At 60.1% G+C, this 14,426-nt stretch carries 14 protein-coding genes and 1 tRNA gene; 5 read left to right on the plus strand and 10 right to left on the minus strand.

Annotation, left to right across the window (positions count from 1 at the left end; genetic code table 11):
• Nucleotides 1-37 precede the first annotated feature (37 nt).
• On the plus strand, nt 38-1,312 hold the full coding sequence (locus EJ576_RS05290; RefSeq protein ID WP_126569695.1) for a Vps62-related protein: 1,275 nt from the start codon (nt 38-40) through the stop codon (nt 1,310-1,312).
• On the opposite strand, the gene EJ576_RS05295 is transcribed toward EJ576_RS05290, so the two are convergent.
• The 7 genes from EJ576_RS05295 to EJ576_RS05325 form a co-directional block, all read right to left on the minus strand.
• On the minus strand, nt 1,265-2,020 hold the full coding sequence (locus tag EJ576_RS05295) for an ABC transporter substrate-binding protein (protein WP_028615367.1): 756 nt from the start codon (nt 2,018-2,020) through the stop codon (nt 1,265-1,267). The two genes, EJ576_RS05290 and EJ576_RS05295, sit on opposite strands and share 48 nt — an antisense overlap.
• Nucleotides 2,021-2,087: 67 nt before the next feature.
• The gene (hisF, locus tag EJ576_RS05300) at nt 2,088-2,858 is read right to left on the minus strand and encodes an imidazole glycerol phosphate synthase subunit HisF (RefSeq protein ID WP_122730394.1); all 771 of its coding nucleotides are present in this window, start codon (nt 2,856-2,858) and stop codon (nt 2,088-2,090) included.
• A gap of 9 nt (nt 2,859-2,867) precedes the next feature.
• A complete protein-coding gene (hisA, locus tag EJ576_RS05305; RefSeq protein ID WP_003187784.1) occupies nt 2,868-3,605 on the minus strand; it encodes a 1-(5-phosphoribosyl)-5-[(5-phosphoribosylamino)methylideneamino]imidazole-4-carboxamide isomerase in 738 nt (245 codons plus the stop codon).
• 39 nt (nt 3,606-3,644) lie between these two features.
• Nucleotides 3,645-3,902, minus strand: coding sequence for a DUF2164 domain-containing protein (locus tag EJ576_RS05310; RefSeq protein WP_028615366.1), 258 nt, complete (start codon nt 3,900-3,902; stop codon nt 3,645-3,647).
• A complete protein-coding gene (gene hisH / locus EJ576_RS05315) occupies nt 3,903-4,541 on the minus strand; it encodes an imidazole glycerol phosphate synthase subunit HisH (RefSeq protein ID WP_016979116.1) in 639 nt (212 codons plus the stop codon).
• Complete coding sequence (gene hisB / locus EJ576_RS05320) at nt 4,541-5,137, minus strand: imidazoleglycerol-phosphate dehydratase HisB (RefSeq protein WP_028615365.1); 597 nt, start codon at nt 5,135-5,137, stop codon at nt 4,541-4,543. Before hisB ends, hisH begins: the two co-directional genes overlap by 1 nt.
• A gap of 250 nt (nt 5,138-5,387) precedes the next feature.
• Entirely contained in the window at nt 5,388-7,049 is a 1,662-nt protein-coding gene (locus EJ576_RS05325; RefSeq protein WP_028615364.1) for an OFA family MFS transporter, read from the minus strand.
• A gap of 326 nt (nt 7,050-7,375) precedes the next feature.
• Between EJ576_RS05325 and EJ576_RS05330 the strand changes: the two genes are divergently transcribed.
• The 4 genes from EJ576_RS05330 (at nt 7,376) to EJ576_RS05345 (ending at nt 11,098) form a co-directional block, all read left to right on the plus strand.
• Entirely contained in the window at nt 7,376-9,586 is a 2,211-nt protein-coding gene (locus tag EJ576_RS05330; RefSeq protein ID WP_122730393.1) for an AsmA family protein, read from the plus strand.
• A complete protein-coding gene (gene mutY / locus EJ576_RS05335) occupies nt 9,583-10,650 on the plus strand; it encodes an A/G-specific adenine glycosylase (protein ID WP_122730392.1) in 1,068 nt (355 codons plus the stop codon). The genes EJ576_RS05330 and mutY overlap by 4 nt, the downstream gene beginning before the upstream one ends.
• On the plus strand, nt 10,647-10,919 hold the full coding sequence (locus EJ576_RS05340; RefSeq protein ID WP_126569696.1) for an oxidative damage protection protein: 273 nt from the start codon (nt 10,647-10,649) through the stop codon (nt 10,917-10,919). Before mutY ends, EJ576_RS05340 begins: the two co-directional genes overlap by 4 nt.
• A 103-nt stretch (nt 10,920-11,022) precedes the next feature.
• A tRNA-Phe gene (locus EJ576_RS05345) sits at nt 11,023-11,098 on the plus strand.
• 137 nt (nt 11,099-11,235) lie between these two features.
• On the opposite strand, the gene EJ576_RS05350 is transcribed toward EJ576_RS05345, so the two are convergent.
• From EJ576_RS05350 to EJ576_RS05360, 3 genes are all read right to left on the minus strand, one after another.
• Nucleotides 11,236-11,511 carry a hypothetical protein gene (locus EJ576_RS05350; RefSeq protein ID WP_126569697.1) on the minus strand — a complete coding sequence of 92 codons (276 nt, stop codon included), beginning with the start codon at nt 11,509-11,511 and terminating at the stop codon, nt 11,236-11,238.
• Nucleotides 11,512-11,599: 88 nt separating this feature from the next.
• Nucleotides 11,600-13,192 (minus strand): glycosyltransferase family 39 protein, encoded by a 1,593-nt coding sequence (locus tag EJ576_RS05355; RefSeq protein ID WP_126569698.1) that lies wholly within the window; start codon nt 13,190-13,192, stop codon nt 11,600-11,602.
• 87 nt (nt 13,193-13,279) lie between these two features.
• Nucleotides 13,280-14,245, minus strand: a complete 966-nt coding sequence (locus EJ576_RS05360) for an arsenic resistance protein (RefSeq protein ID WP_126569699.1) — start codon at nt 14,243-14,245, stop codon at nt 13,280-13,282.
• Nucleotides 14,246-14,426 lie beyond the last annotated feature (181 nt).

Consider the following 14,426-nt stretch of genomic DNA (forward strand, 5'->3'; position numbering starts at 1 on the left):
ACGTCACGACAGTGCACTTTTGGCATCGGGAAAACCTATGGAACCGCTTAAGTACAAAGACCTGCTGATCAGCTTCACCACGGAATTCACCCAACTTTGGAATGACAAAGGCACTCGCGCCAAGCAGGCCGTGACCTTTTGGCGACCGAGCACGAGCACCGACCACCTGACCGCGTTTTATTCCCTGGGCGACGTGGCGGTGGGTGACTACCAAAATATCAACCAGCACAAAATCGTCGCGGTAGTCAGCGAAGTGGACAAGGACAACGGCACGGCACTGCGCATGCCCGATGATTTCGAGTTGGTCTGGAAGCATTCGGGGCCAAGGGTAACGACTGCCTGCTCGGTCTGGCGGCCGATTGCACCCAATGGGTATGTGGCGATGGGGCTGGTGTGCGGTGTTGGCAATGACAAGCCGCCGCGCAGCACCCTGCGCTGTATCCGCGAAGATCTCGTGGTCGAATCCCAGGCTGATGCCTTGATCTGGAACGACAAGGGCAGTGGCGCTCTCACATCCTTCAGCGCCTGGACGGTTGCTCCCCCGCTGGCCTCTCCCGGAGAGGCGCTGCTTGCCCCCGGCACCTTTGCCGGGGCAGGTTCCTATACAAAACCGCGTTTACAACCAACGGCTTACGCCCTACGTATTGCGCTGACACTGCATTATCCCGCCTTACCGCCGGAGCCGGCACACTGGCGTCCAGGGCCGGAGAGTGCACCCAGCGCTTATGAACTGCCATGGTTTACGGTAAAGGACGCTGAACTGAGCCCCGTGGAGCAACTGCAAAGCTCCCCGATCTACCGGCTGGAGAGGACCGACCAGCATGCCTTATTCGCCAGCGAGCGCAACGAAACAGACAGCAGCAAAATCGTCAATTGGCAGAGCCCAAAGGGGGAAAACTATAATTATTCATTGCAACTCAAGACCCTGACCGGTATCGAGATATCCGGTGAATGGGCCGCGAATACCCCAGCATCCGCACTGAGTTTCTCTGCAAGGCTCGACAGCGAGTTCACCCACGGGTCATCGACTCACGGCTGGGGAAATCTGACCATAGCGGAGGTCATCGTCCATGTGCCCGCCAACCAATATGTCGATGCCTACATCACCAAGAGCAACTACACGTTGCTACGAAAGGACGGTAGCCAGTCAGGCCCCGAGCTGGGCTACTTCAGCGAGGTGAAGCTGCACTTTCACGAGCCTGCCGAACAGGTGCCCGCCGAGACTGTGGAGCCCGAGGCCTTGCCACCTGCCGCTGAAACCACCTTAGAGGTAGCGGCCCATGATGTCAGCGACAACACCCTCGTCCCGTAACTGATCCAGGGCCGCCTGTAGCTTGGCCACCAGTTCATCCGACACGTTCTTGTTCAGTGCCAGGTAAAGCTCGGCACTGTTGAAGCGCAGCACGGTCTTGAGCCCGGTCACGCCCACCTGGCGCGCCAGGTAGCGGCCCGCGGGATCTCCGGTAGCCCAGAGGTCGATCTGGCCATCCAGCAGTTTTTGCGCGTTGTCTTGATCGCGCAGAACCACCATTGGCTTGAGACCCTGTTTTTCAAGGGTCTCGGCAATGGCATCGCCTTTGTAGGCGCCGATCTTGTAGCGGCGCGCCTGTTCGAGGTCGTCGAGCTGGATCTTGCTGTCAGCCTTGGCCAGCAGCACCCAATCGTCCGGGCCGATGGGGCCGACCCATTTGAACAGGGCTTCACGGTCCGGTAGGCGGGCCATCACGAACACGCCATAACCCGGTTTTTCCAGGGCGAGCTTGTAGATGCGCTCCCAAGGAAATCGCAGGGTGAGGTTGTAGGAAATGCCGGCGCGCTTGAAGGTTTCGCGCACGATGTCCACGGCGATGCCTTCGATGTTGTCTTCCTTGGCGAAGTTCTTGCCGTTTTTCGCCATGTTGTACGGCGGGAAGTTTTCCGTCAGCAACACCAGGGAAGTGTCAGACAGTTCCTCGGCGTGGGCTGGGCCCGCCAAAAGGATGGACGTACTGGCGAGGGCAAGCAGAAGATGTCTGAACATGAAGGGCTACCGGAATCCATGGCAAGCGCAAAGAGTGCCGCGCACTTGCCATGGTGTCCAGCAGCATTCAGCGAACGACGATACCGCGCGCAGCCATGTAGGCTTTTGCCTCGGGAACGGTGTATTCGCCAAAGTGGAAAATACTCGCCGCCAGCACCGCGCTGGCGTGGCCTTCGATCACGCCATCGGCCAAATGCTGCAGGTTGCCGACGCCACCGGAGGCGATCACTGGGATGCCCAAGGCGTCGCTGATAGCGCGGGTTACACCCAAGTCGAAGCCGTTTTTCATGCCGTCCTGGTCCATGCTGGTCAGCAGGATTTCACCCGCGCCCAGGCCTTCCATCTTCATCGCCCACTCCACCGCATCCAGGCCGGTCGGCTTGCGCCCGCCGTGGGTGAAGATCTCCCAACGCGGGGTTTCGCCCGGGCCAGAGACTTTCTTGGCGTCGATGGCAACCACGATGCATTGCGAACCGAAGTGTTGCGCGGCTTCGCCGACAAACTCCGGGTTGAACACGGCGGCGGTATTGATCGAGACCTTGTCCGCGCCGGCATTGAGCAGGTTGCGGATGTCTTGCACGCTACGCACGCCACCGCCCACGGTCAGCGGGATGAACACCTGGCTGGCCATGCGCTCGACGGTATGCAGCGTGGTGTCACGGCCGTCGACGCTGGCGGTGATGTCGAGAAAGGTAATCTCGTCGGCACCTTGCTCATCGTAGCGACGGGCAATTTCCACCGGGTCGCCGGCGTCGCGGATGTTCTCGAACTTGACGCCCTTGACCACGCGACCGTTGTCGACGTCCAGGCAAGGGATGATGCGTTTGGCCAGCGCCATGGTCAGTCCTCAGCCGTTGTAGGCGTCGCAGTAAGCCTGGGCTTCGGCAACGTCCAGGGTCCCTTCGTAGATCGCACGGCCAGTGATTGCGCCGATGATACCGGGGGCCTTGGCGTCCAGCAGCGACTTGATGTCGCCCAGGTTGTGGATACCACCGGAAGCGATCACCGGGATCTTGGTCGCAGCAGCCAGCGCGGCGGTAAACGGCACGTTGCAGCCCTGCATCATGCCGTCTTTGGCGATGTCGGTATAAACGATGGCAGAAACACCGTCAGCTTCGAACTGCTTGGCCAGGTCGATGACCTGCACGGTGCTGATCTCAGCCCAGCCGTCGGTGGCGACGAAGCCATCCTTGGCGTCCAGGCCCACGATCACTTTGCCAGGGAATGCGCGGCAGGCTTCGGCAACGAACGCAGGGTCCTTCACGGCCTTGGTGCCAATGATCACGTAGCTCACGCCGGCCTTGACGTAGTGCTCGATGGTTTCCAGTGAGCGGATTCCGCCGCCGATCTGGATCGGCAGGTTCGGGTAGCGCTTGGCGATCGCGGTGACCACTTCGCCATTGACCGGCTGACCTTCGAAGGCGCCGTTCAAGTCCACCAGATGCAGACGACGGCAGCCCCCTTCTACCCATTTGGCAGCCATGCTCACCGGGTCATCGGAGAACACGGTGGAGTCTTCCATGCGGCCTTGGCGCAGACGGACGCAGGCGCCGTCCTTGAGATCGATAGCGGGGATAATCAGCATCTGGCAAACCTTATTCGATATTCAGCAATGCTTGGGAAATCAGGGTTTCTCAAGCGACCACAGGTCGCTTTCGATGCTTTCGAACCTTTCTTTAAGGAGCGTCTGCGTATCGAAAATCGCCCTGTTGTAATAGTGCGGAGCCACTTCGGTGGTGAACAGCTCAAGAATCTCGGCGACCTCGAACGAGCCCAATTTAAGCTCGAAGCGGTCCTCCATGAAGCGCTTGATCTTGAGGGTGGCCTCACTCTCCTGCTCGGGCGTGAGGTTCAAGATCGGCGGCTTCGGCTTCCTGGCCATTTACCAGCGCCCGTCCCAAGCGGCGAAGTTCTGCAGCAATTGCAGGCCATGGGTATGGCTCTTCTCCGGGTGGAACTGCACGGCAAAGCGCGAACCTTCGGCCAGCGCGGCGGCGAAGTCGACGCCGTAGTGCCCGCCACCCACCACCTGGCCCGGCTTACCGGCAGCGATGTAGTAGCTGTGCACGAAGTAGAAGCGCGCCATGTCCGGCACTTCGTGCCACAGCGGGTGATCCACGGTCTGGCGGACTTCGTTCCAGCCCATGTGCGGGACTTTCAGGTGTTCGCCGTCTTCATGCAGGTCTTTGCCGAAGAACTTCACCTGGCCCGGGAACAGACCGATGCAGTCGACGCCGTCGTTCTCTTCACTGCTGTCGAGCAAGGCTTGCATGCCCACGCAGATGCCGAGAAACGGACGATCCTGGCTGACTTCGCGCACCAGGCTGTCAAAGCCCAGGCGGCGGATTTCGGCCATGCAATCGCGAATCGCACCGACACCGGGAAACACCACCCGGTCAGCTTCGCGAATCACGCTGGCATCGCTGGTGATCAGCACCTTGCCGGCCCCTACGTGCTCGAGGGCCTTGGCCACCGAGTGCAGGTTACCCATGCCGTAATCGATAACCGCGACCGTCTGCATTACAGGACGCCCTTGGTCGAGGGCATTTGCCCGGCCATGCGGTCGTCCAGCTCCACGGCCATGCGCAGCGCGCGGCCAAAAGCCTTGAACACGGTTTCGATCTGGTGGTGGGTATTGGTGCCGCGCAGATTGTCGATGTGCAGGCTGACGAGTGCGTGGTTGACGAAACCCTGGAAGAATTCCTGGAACAGGTCGACGTCAAAGCCGCGGCCCACATTGGCACGGGTGTACGGCACATGCATCTGCAAGCCTGGGCGGCCGGAGAAGTCGATCACCACGCGCGACAGCGCTTCGTCCAGCGGGACATAGGCGTGGCCGTAGCGACGGATGCCTTTTTTGTCGCCGATGGCCTTGGCAAATGCCTGGCCGAGGGTGATGCCCACGTCTTCCACCATGTGGTGGTCGTCGATGTGCAGGTCGCCCTTGCCTTCGATATCCAGGTCGATCAGCCCGTGACGGGCGATCTGGTCCAGCATGTGCTCAAGAAAAGGTACACCGATATCAAATCGGGCCTTTCCGGTGCCATCCAGGTTGATCGAGGCTTTGATCTGGGTTTCCAGAGTGTCGCGCTCGACGGACGCCTTACGTTCGGCCATCACCAGCTCCGCAAAATCATTGGGCGAAAAAGGCAGCCATTATAGGGGCGCGGGCGCTAAACAGAAACATCGAAGGGGATAAGACTGATGGAGTGTCGGGGATAGACATGTGCATACATGTGAGAACCAGCTTTTGTGGAGCTGGCTTGCCTGCGATGCAGGCACCTCGGCTTTTCAGTTGCACCGAGGTGATGCCATCGCGGGCAAGCCCGGCTCCCACAGGAACCGCGCCCACAAAATTTTTGCGGTGTTAGTGGAACAGGACTGCGGTCTTCTGCAGGGTCACCCACACACCCCACGCCAACGGAATACCCACCACCAGCCAGGCGGCAATCGCCAACGGCACGGTGCCAGGAGCAGCTTTCCACTCCAGGGAAGTAGTCGCGTCCGCGCCTTTGTCGTGGCCCAGCGCCTGTTCGGCGGCCAATTCAGCGTCGGTCATGAAGTACTTGTCGGCCACCGGACGAACCAGCAGGTTGCAGATGAAACCCAACACCAGCAGGCCGGCGAGGATGTACAACGTGATGTCGTAGGCCGCGGCGCGTTCAACGCCGATGCTCAGCTGGTATTCGCGAAGGTAGTTCACCAGTACCGGGCCCAGCACGCCAGCTGCAGCCCAGGCGGTCAGCAGGCGACCATGGATTGCACCGACCATTTGCGTACCGAACAGGTCGGCCAGGTAGGCCGGAACGGTCGCAAAACCACCGCCGTACATCGACAGGATGATGCAGAACGCCGCCACGAACAGCGCCACGTTGCCCAGGTGACCCAGGTTCGGGATCAGCGCGTACAGGGCAAAGCCCAGCGCGAAGAACACGAAGTAGGTGTTTTTACGGCCCAGATAGTCGGAGAACGACGCCCAGAAGAACCGGCCACCGATGTTGAACAGGCTCAACAGACCGGTGAAACCCGCCGCAATGGCTGCGATTGAAGCCAATTGGCCCGCATCCAGTTGGCCGAACGGCACATCCACACCCAGCAGCTTGCCGCCGAACACTTCCTGCAGCAGTGGCGAAGCCATGCCGAGGATGCCGATACCGGCGGATACGTTCAGGCACAGCACCAGCCAGACCAAGCGGAATTGCGGGGTTTTCCACGCCACGTTCACGTGCACGTGACGGTGAGTGATCATCGCGTTGCTGGCCTTTTTCGCCGGCGCGGTCCAACCCTCAGGCTTCCAGCCGGTAGGCGGAACGCGGTAGGACAAGGCGCCGCCGATCATGAACACGAAGTAGATCGCAGCCATTACCAGGAAGCTCTGCCACACGCCCACGCTGTCGGGCGTGGCAAAGTGGCCCATCAAGGCTGCTGCCAACGGAGCGCCGACCATCGCGCCGCCGCCGAAGCCCATGATCGCCATGCCGGTCGCCATGCCGCGCTTGTCCGGGAACCACTTGATCAGGGTCGACACGGGCGAGATATAGCCCAGGCCCAGACCGATACCGCCAATGACCCCGGAGCCGATCCACATCAGCCAGATCTGGTGCGTATAGATACCCAACGCCGAGATCAGCAGACCACCGCACCAGCACAATGCCGATACAACACCGGCCTTACGTGGCCCGGCGTGTTCCAGCCAGCCGCCCCAGATCGCTGCCGAGCAGCCCAGGAAGATGAAGAACAGGGTGTAGATCCAGCCCAGCATGGAGATGGGCCAGTCGCATTGGGACGAGAAGACTTGGGTGATGAAGCTCATGTCCGGCGCGCAGGCGACCGGCTTGGTGATGCCCAGTGCCTTGGACAATGGCAGCCAGAACACCGAGAACCCGTAGGCCATGCCGATGCACAGGTGGATGGCCAGGGCGGCCGGTGGAACCAACCAGCGGTTGAAGCCGGGCTTGGCGATGATACGTTCCTTGGACAGGAACGCAGGCTGTGCGGCAGTTGAACCTGCCACAGTGCTAGTGCTCATTGGTGTTTCCCCCAGTTGTTAGTATGTGTCCGTCAGGCGCTCTCTCCCTCGGCCTTGCACGCAAAGCGTTGGCCGTTGTTGTTGAGTAAAGCTCCATTTGAGCGCGACGCTATGTCGCAGAAGGCAGACGAACCTGCGCAGATTAGCACCTGTGGATGACAGAAAAACCAAACTGATATCACCTTTTTCAGGAAATCTGTTTTGTTTGACGCCAAAAACCCGTTTCCCCGTCCCTGGATACAATGTAACGATCGGGGCACTGACGCAGGCCGTCGGGCGTTATACTCTGCGGCTAAATTTTGAAATCGACATACAAGGACTCGCCCATGAAAGCGTTCGGCAAAATCCTGGGTCTGGTACTTCTCGGGCTGTTGCTGATCATTGTGGCTCTAGGCTTTGCCCTGACCCATCTCTTCGATCCCAACGACTATAAAGACGAGATTCGCCAGATTGCCCGCGACAAGGCCCACATCGAGCTGACGCTCAATGGCGATATCGGCTGGAGCCTGTTCCCCTGGCTCGGCCTGGAACTGCACGAAGCCAGCGTGGCGACCCTGACCGCGCCGACCCAGCCATTCGCCGACCTGCAGATGCTCGGTCTCTCTGTACGCGTGCTGCCGCTGCTGCGCCGCGAAGTACAGATGAGCGATGTGCGCGTCGAAGGCCTCAACCTGCGCCTCAACCGTGACAAGCAAGGCCACGGCAACTGGGAAGACATCGGCAAGAACGTGACCGAGGCGACCGTCGGCAGCCCAGGCTCGACCGAGAAACCCTCCGAACCCGAACCGGAAAAACCTTCGAAGCCCATTCGCCTGGACATCGACAGCCTGACGGTCAACAACGCTCGCGTCGAATACAACGACGAGCAGACCGGCAAGCAGTTCAGCGCCGAAAGCATCCAACTGAGCGCCGGTGCCGTGCACGAAGGCGCCAGCATTCCGGTGAAGCTCACTGCGTTCTTCGGCAGCAACCAGCCGGTGATGCGCGTCAAGACCGAACTCAACGGCAACCTGCGCATCCAGCGTGCGCTCAAGCGCTATCAGCTTGAAGACATGAAGATCAGCGGCGAAGCCACGGGCGAGCCGCTGCAAGGCAAGACCGTGACGTTCTCCACCCAGGGCCAATTGCTGGTGGACCAGGCGGCCAATATCGCCGAATGGACCAATATGAAGTTGTCGGCCAATCAACTGCGCGCACTGGGCGAGCTGAAGGTCAACGATCTGGACAAGACTCCGCAGCTCAGCGGCGCGCTGTCCATTGCCCAGTTTGACCTGGCCAAGTTTCTCGACGGTGTTGGCCACCCGCTGCCGCCCATGGCCGAGGGCAGCCTGAGCAAGGTCGAACTGGTCAGCCGCCTCAAGGGCACGCCGAGCAGCCTGGCCCTGGAAGACCTGAACCTGAAACTCGACGGCAGCACCTTCACCGGCCGCCTCGCCGTGGAGGATTTTGCCAAGCAATCCCTGCGCGTCCAGCTCAAGGGCGATACCTTCAACGCCGACAACTACCTGCCGGCCAAGTCTGAATCCGCCAAGGGTGCAGCCGCAGCCCGCCAGGCCGAAGTACAGAACAGCGAAGCCGGTGCCATGGCCGCCGGCGGCACCACACCGCTGCCCGACGCACCGACCAAAGGTGCCTGGAGTACCGACAAACTGCTGCCGCTGGCGCGTCTGCGCACGCTGGATGTGAACGCCGACCTGGCCTTCGGCCAACTGACCTTGAGCAAGCTGCCAATCCAGAATGCGGCGCTCAAGGCGTCGGGCGTCGATGGTCAACTCAAGCTCGATACCCTGAGCGGTGGCCTCTACAACGGTACTTTCCAAGCCAACGGCAGCCTCGATGTGCGCCAGGATATTCCGGTGCTGGCGCTGCAAAGCCATATCAAGCAAGTGCCGGTCGAACGCATCCTGCAAGCCCAAGGGCAAAACCCACCGGTGAAGGGCCAGATCACCCTCGACAGCAACCTCACGGGCCGTGGCAATAGCCAGAAAGCCCTGATCGACAGCCTCAACGGCACCGCCAGCTTTGTGATCAACAACGGCGTGTTGCTCAACGCCAACCTTGAACAGCAACTGTGCACCGGTATTGCCCTGCTCAACCGCAAGACCTTGAGCAGCACACCGCAAGGCAAGGACACGCCGTTCCAGGAGTTGAAGGGCAACCTGACCTTCCGTAACGGCGTAGCCAGCAACCCTGACCTGAAAGTGCGCATCCCCGGCCTGACCGTCAATGGCAACGGCGACATCGACCTGCGTGTGCTGGGCATGGATTACCGCGTAGGCATCATTGTCGAAGGCGACCAGCGTGCAACGCCGGACCCGGCCTGTCAGGTGGGCTCGAACTTCCAGGGTATCGAAGTACCGCTGCGCTGCCGTGGCCCACTGGAGCTGGGCGCCAAGGCCTGCCGCCTGGACAAGGACGGCCTGGGCCAGGTCGCCATCAAGGCGGCTGGCAACCGCCTGAACGAAAAGCTGGAAGAGAAGCTCGACAAGGTTAATCCACAACTCAAAGACGCTTTGAAAGGCCTGTTCAAACGATGAGAAACGAGCAGTTTTCAACGGCGGTGTTGGACTGGTACGACCGCCACGGTCGCCACGATCTGCCCTGGCAACAGGGCATCACGCCTTATCGGGTGTGGGTCTCGGAGATCATGCTGCAGCAGACCCAGGTGAGCACCGTGCTCAACTATTTCGACCGTTTCATGGCTTCGCTGCCAACGGTCGAGGCCTTGGCTGCCGCGCCGGAAGATGAAGTGCTGCATTTGTGGACCGGCCTGGGTTACTACACCCGGGCGCGCAACCTGCAAAAGACCGCGAAGATTGTCGTGGCCGAGTACGGCGGCGAGTTTCCCAAGGATGTCGAGAAGCTCACCGAGCTGCCCGGCATCGGTTTGTCCACGGCCGGTGCGATCGCCAGCCTGAGCATGGGCCTGCGTGCACCGATCCTCGACGGCAACGTCAAACGCGTGCTGGCACGCTTTACCGCGCAAGAGGGCTACCCAGGCGAGCCCAAGGTGGCCAAGCAGCTGTGGGCCACCGCAGAACGCTTCACGCCTCATGATCGGGTCAACGCCTACACCCAGGCGATGATGGACATGGGCGCCACGCTCTGCACCCGCAGCAAACCCAGCTGCCTGCTGTGCCCACTGGAAAAAGGCTGCGAAGCCCACATGCTCGGCCTGGAGACGCGCTACCCAATCCCCAAGCCGCGCAAGACTATCCCGCAGAAGCGCACGCTGATGCCGTTGCTGGCCAATGCAGAGGGCGCGATCCTGCTTTATCGCCGCCCCTCTACAGGTCTGTGGGGCGGCCTGTGGAGTTTGCCGGAGCTGGATGACCTGCAAGACCTGGAACACCTGGCCCACCAGCACGCGCTGGAGCTGGGCAAGCAACAGGCGCTGCCAGGGCTGATCCACACCTTCAGCCACTTCCAACTCGCCATCGAACCCTGGCTGGTCCAGGTCGAGGAATCCGCCCATCACGTGGCCGAGGCAGACTGGCTCTGGTATAACCTCGCCACCCCGCCGCGCCTGGGCCTTGCCGCCCCGGTAAAAAAACTGCTGAAGCGCGCGGCCGACGTATTGAATGCAGGAGTTCCGTCATGACCCGCACCATCATGTGCCGCAAGTACAAAAAAGAATTGCCAGGCCTCGAGCGCCCTCCGTACCCAGGCGCCAAGGGCCAGGACATTTTCGAGCACGTCTCTGCCAAAGCCTGGGCCGACTGGCTGAAACACCAGACCCTGCTGATCAACGAAAAGCGCCTGAACATGATGAACGCCGAAGACCGTAAATACCTGGCAGGCGAGATGGACAAGTTCTTTTCCGGCGAGGAATACGCCAAGGCTGACGGCTACGTGCCGCCTGCTCAATAATTGATCAAAAACCGGGGTCTGCACGTAAGCGACGGTAATAATTAAATATTTTTTGAAAACTTGCTTGACGACCCCCTGAAAAACCCGTTTAATGCGCCCCGTTGCCCAGATAGCTCAGTCGGTAGAGCAGGGGATTGAAAATCCCCGTGTCGGCGGTTCGATTCCGTCTCTGGGCACCACTATTCAGTTTCAGGTGGTGCAAACGTCATCTGAAACACACAAAAAACCCGCCTAGTGCGGGTTTTTTGTTGCCTGGAAGTTGCCTGGAATTTATCGGCCTAGCCTGAGGCGATTCAGCATCACCCCAGAAGACCTTTCACTTTTCATCCCACATCAACGTAAACACCGCCACCCGCTCCTGATCGGAGATCTGAAAGCCCCGCTCCTCGACTCGATCAATCCAACCCTGCGCCGACAGCTTCTCGCCAAACCGCACCAGGCGCCCATAGCGCTTGAAGACAGCTCTCAGCACATTGATCATCGCAGGGTAGCTGCAGCCGCCGTCGAAGCAGATGCTCAACCAGCCAATTCGCGAACGGCCGATCACGTGGCCACAGTCAGGCCGCTTAAAGTCCTTTTTCGTCATATCCATGAGGCTTCCAGTACGGCAATTCCAAAAAACAGCTCAATTGAATGACTGATCGGTCATCCAGTTGGCGAACATACAGCAACTTGCTGAGTCATTTCAGCAAAAACACCATCAGTGGATTGTCGTTCAGCCGCCCCTCAAAGGTCGGCGCCTGACACTCAAGCGGCGTCCCCTGCAGCAGCGCGGTCTCCTTGCGCGACACAATTACCCAGGCGGGCCGAGGCAAGCCCTCCAGCCCCTCGATCTGTTGACCGCCGACAAACAGCGGTTGCTCATCATGGTCCAGGTTCATCATGTAGCGCACCGCCCAGGTGTCTCGCCCCAGATTGATAAACACCAGCGGTCCAGGCGTCTCTGCACGCAGTGCTTCTACCTGACCGACAAACTTGCGGGTATCGAACTGCATATCCTTGGACGGCTCCACCACCGTCACCAACAACAACCATTGCGCCAGCAATGCGATCAGGCTGAGCCACACCAACCGCCCCGCTCGCCGCCAGGCGATCAGCGCCGCCACTTGCAAGACCCCTAACACGCCAATCAGCAACGGCAGCGAAACGTCAGGCCAGTAACCATGCTTTTGCCACGCATGTCGACAGACGAAGACTACAAGCACGCACAACGCCGGTAGTGCCACGACCAGCCCTTCGTAGCATCGGCGCACGCCCGAGAGCCAACTCGGCGCCTGAAGCAGCCCATAGGCCGCGACAGCCGCAAACATCGGTACCATCGGCAGGATGTAATAGGCGCGCTTGAAGTGCGGCACCGACAGCCCGAGCAAGATCATCAAGCCGCAGGCGCCGAGTCGCACCACCAGTTGCATGTCGCCTTCGAACCGCTCGGACCAGCGATGACGCAGCGCAATCAGGGTGGCCAGCGCCAACGGCACCACCGGGAAGTAGCGGTAGAGGCTCAACTGGAAGTAGAAATAAAACGGTTCTCCAGTTTCATCGAGACGACCGCCCACCTGCATCCTGAACACCTCGTCTGCAAAGGCGTCGCCCCCACTGATGCGCGCCAACTTCATCAGCAACCACCAACAGATTGCCAGCAGCACCAGGCCAACAGCGCCGTGAATCAGCACCTGTTTCACTCGCTCCCCTGGACTGCCCAACGCCCAGTACACACAGACCACGCCACAGACTTCGATCAACCCCAGCGGCCCGCGTATCGCAAAGCCCAGGATGAACAACGCAAACACCGCAAGCCGCCTCCAGCGCCCGCCACTGTGCAACAGGTAAAAACTTCCTACACACAACAACGCCACCATCTGATCCAGGCAGACAGAGCGGGATTTTTCGAGCAGCTGGGTGGTAAGCAAGGTCAACAGCACAGTGAGCAGCGCCCACTGGCGATTCGACGGGGCCAGCAAGCGGTAGATCAAGGCAACTACGCCAGCAGAAGCCAGAGCGGTGGGCAGCACATTGGCCAGATGATTGGGCGCACCAAACAGTCGGGCAAACACAAAGCTGAAAAAGGTCGCGGTTCCAGGGTAATCCGCGTAGGGCTGACCATAGGTGGTCGGGAAAAGACTCGCGCCATGGCGAAACATTTCTTGCAGGAACAGCGCCCAGCGTCCGTCAAATCCTTGGGGCTGCTGATCCCAGATCCCCAGGGTGAACAGCAGCAGGGCAAACAGGAAAATGCCCAGGGATTCCAGGCGAAAACGGTTGCGGTGATCCATCGGTTGACCTGTCAGGTAAGGGGCGCCGACTTATGGTGCCGACTGCCCTGCTGAATAGCGCCTGAACAGACCTGAACATTCCCGCGTTTACCGACCTGCGGACCACACCCATTTCGGGATCAACCGAACGTAAATCAGCTCACCAACGAGCTCGACCAGGGTTTGCAGGATCACTGCCGTCGCCGCCAACCCGCGCACGTCCTCAGGCAGCGCCAGCGCCAAGGGCAGTACCACCAGCGAATTGCGCGTCGATGCGCTGAACGTCACCGCCCTGGCCGTAACCGCAGGCAGCGCAAACAGCCGCGATGCCAGCGCGCCCATCAACGGCGCCATCAACAGGAAACCGACGTACACCGGGATCACCGGCAGCAACAGGTTGATATCCCGCACCACCGACGTGATCTGCGAACCGATCACCACAAATAGTACCAATGCCATCGCCGGCACCGGTATCCACGCCCAGCCGCCGTTCCAAGCACTGACGAGTGATGATCGCCGCGCCACTGAAGCCGTGAGAACAGCCAGAACCATGGGCAGCACGATCAACCAGAGGAATGCCTCGATAAACGGCTGCGCCTCAACAACCACTTCGGACTGCGCCCCTAGCATCACGCCCAGATAGATCGGCAAGAGCGCCAACTGCAGCAACAACAGCACCGGCGTCGCCGCCAGCATCAACCGCGAATCACCCTTGCCGATATGAGTAAACACCACCACGTAGTCGATGCACGGGGTCAGTAATACCAGCAACGCCCCTACCAGCAGTGCCGGGCGTCCTGCGAGGCCTTGGGTCAATGCCCACACCAGTAACGGAATGAGGATGAAGTTGGCGAACAGTAACGCTGACAGGAAGCGCTTGTTGGTCAGGCTTTGACGTAGGTCCAGAAAGGGTATTTGCAGGAACATTGCATACATCAGCACTGCGATGGCGGGTGTGATCAGTGTGCTGAGGTGGTGGGCGAATGAGGGGGCGAGCAGACCGAAACCGGCAGCCAGAAGCACGACTACGAAGTACAAAGGGACCTGGTTGCGTTCGAGGGTATCGCGGGTCATGAAAACGCCTTGGTGGATCGCAAAGGTGTAAGCCTATGTATCTATTGGCGCAAGGTCGAGTGGAGCGGAACCAACGGTCATAGCTGGCAGCCTGCTCTTCAGTTTCAAACTCTGAAACGATGGGAGATAGCGGGATGCTCATAGAGACCTCCTCAATGGATGCCTGCCAGACGCGGTGCAA

This window comes from Pseudomonas sp. C 49-2 (genome assembly GCF_003970195.1).
Taxonomy (GTDB): Bacteria; Pseudomonadota; Gammaproteobacteria; order Pseudomonadales; family Pseudomonadaceae; genus Aquipseudomonas; species Aquipseudomonas canadensis.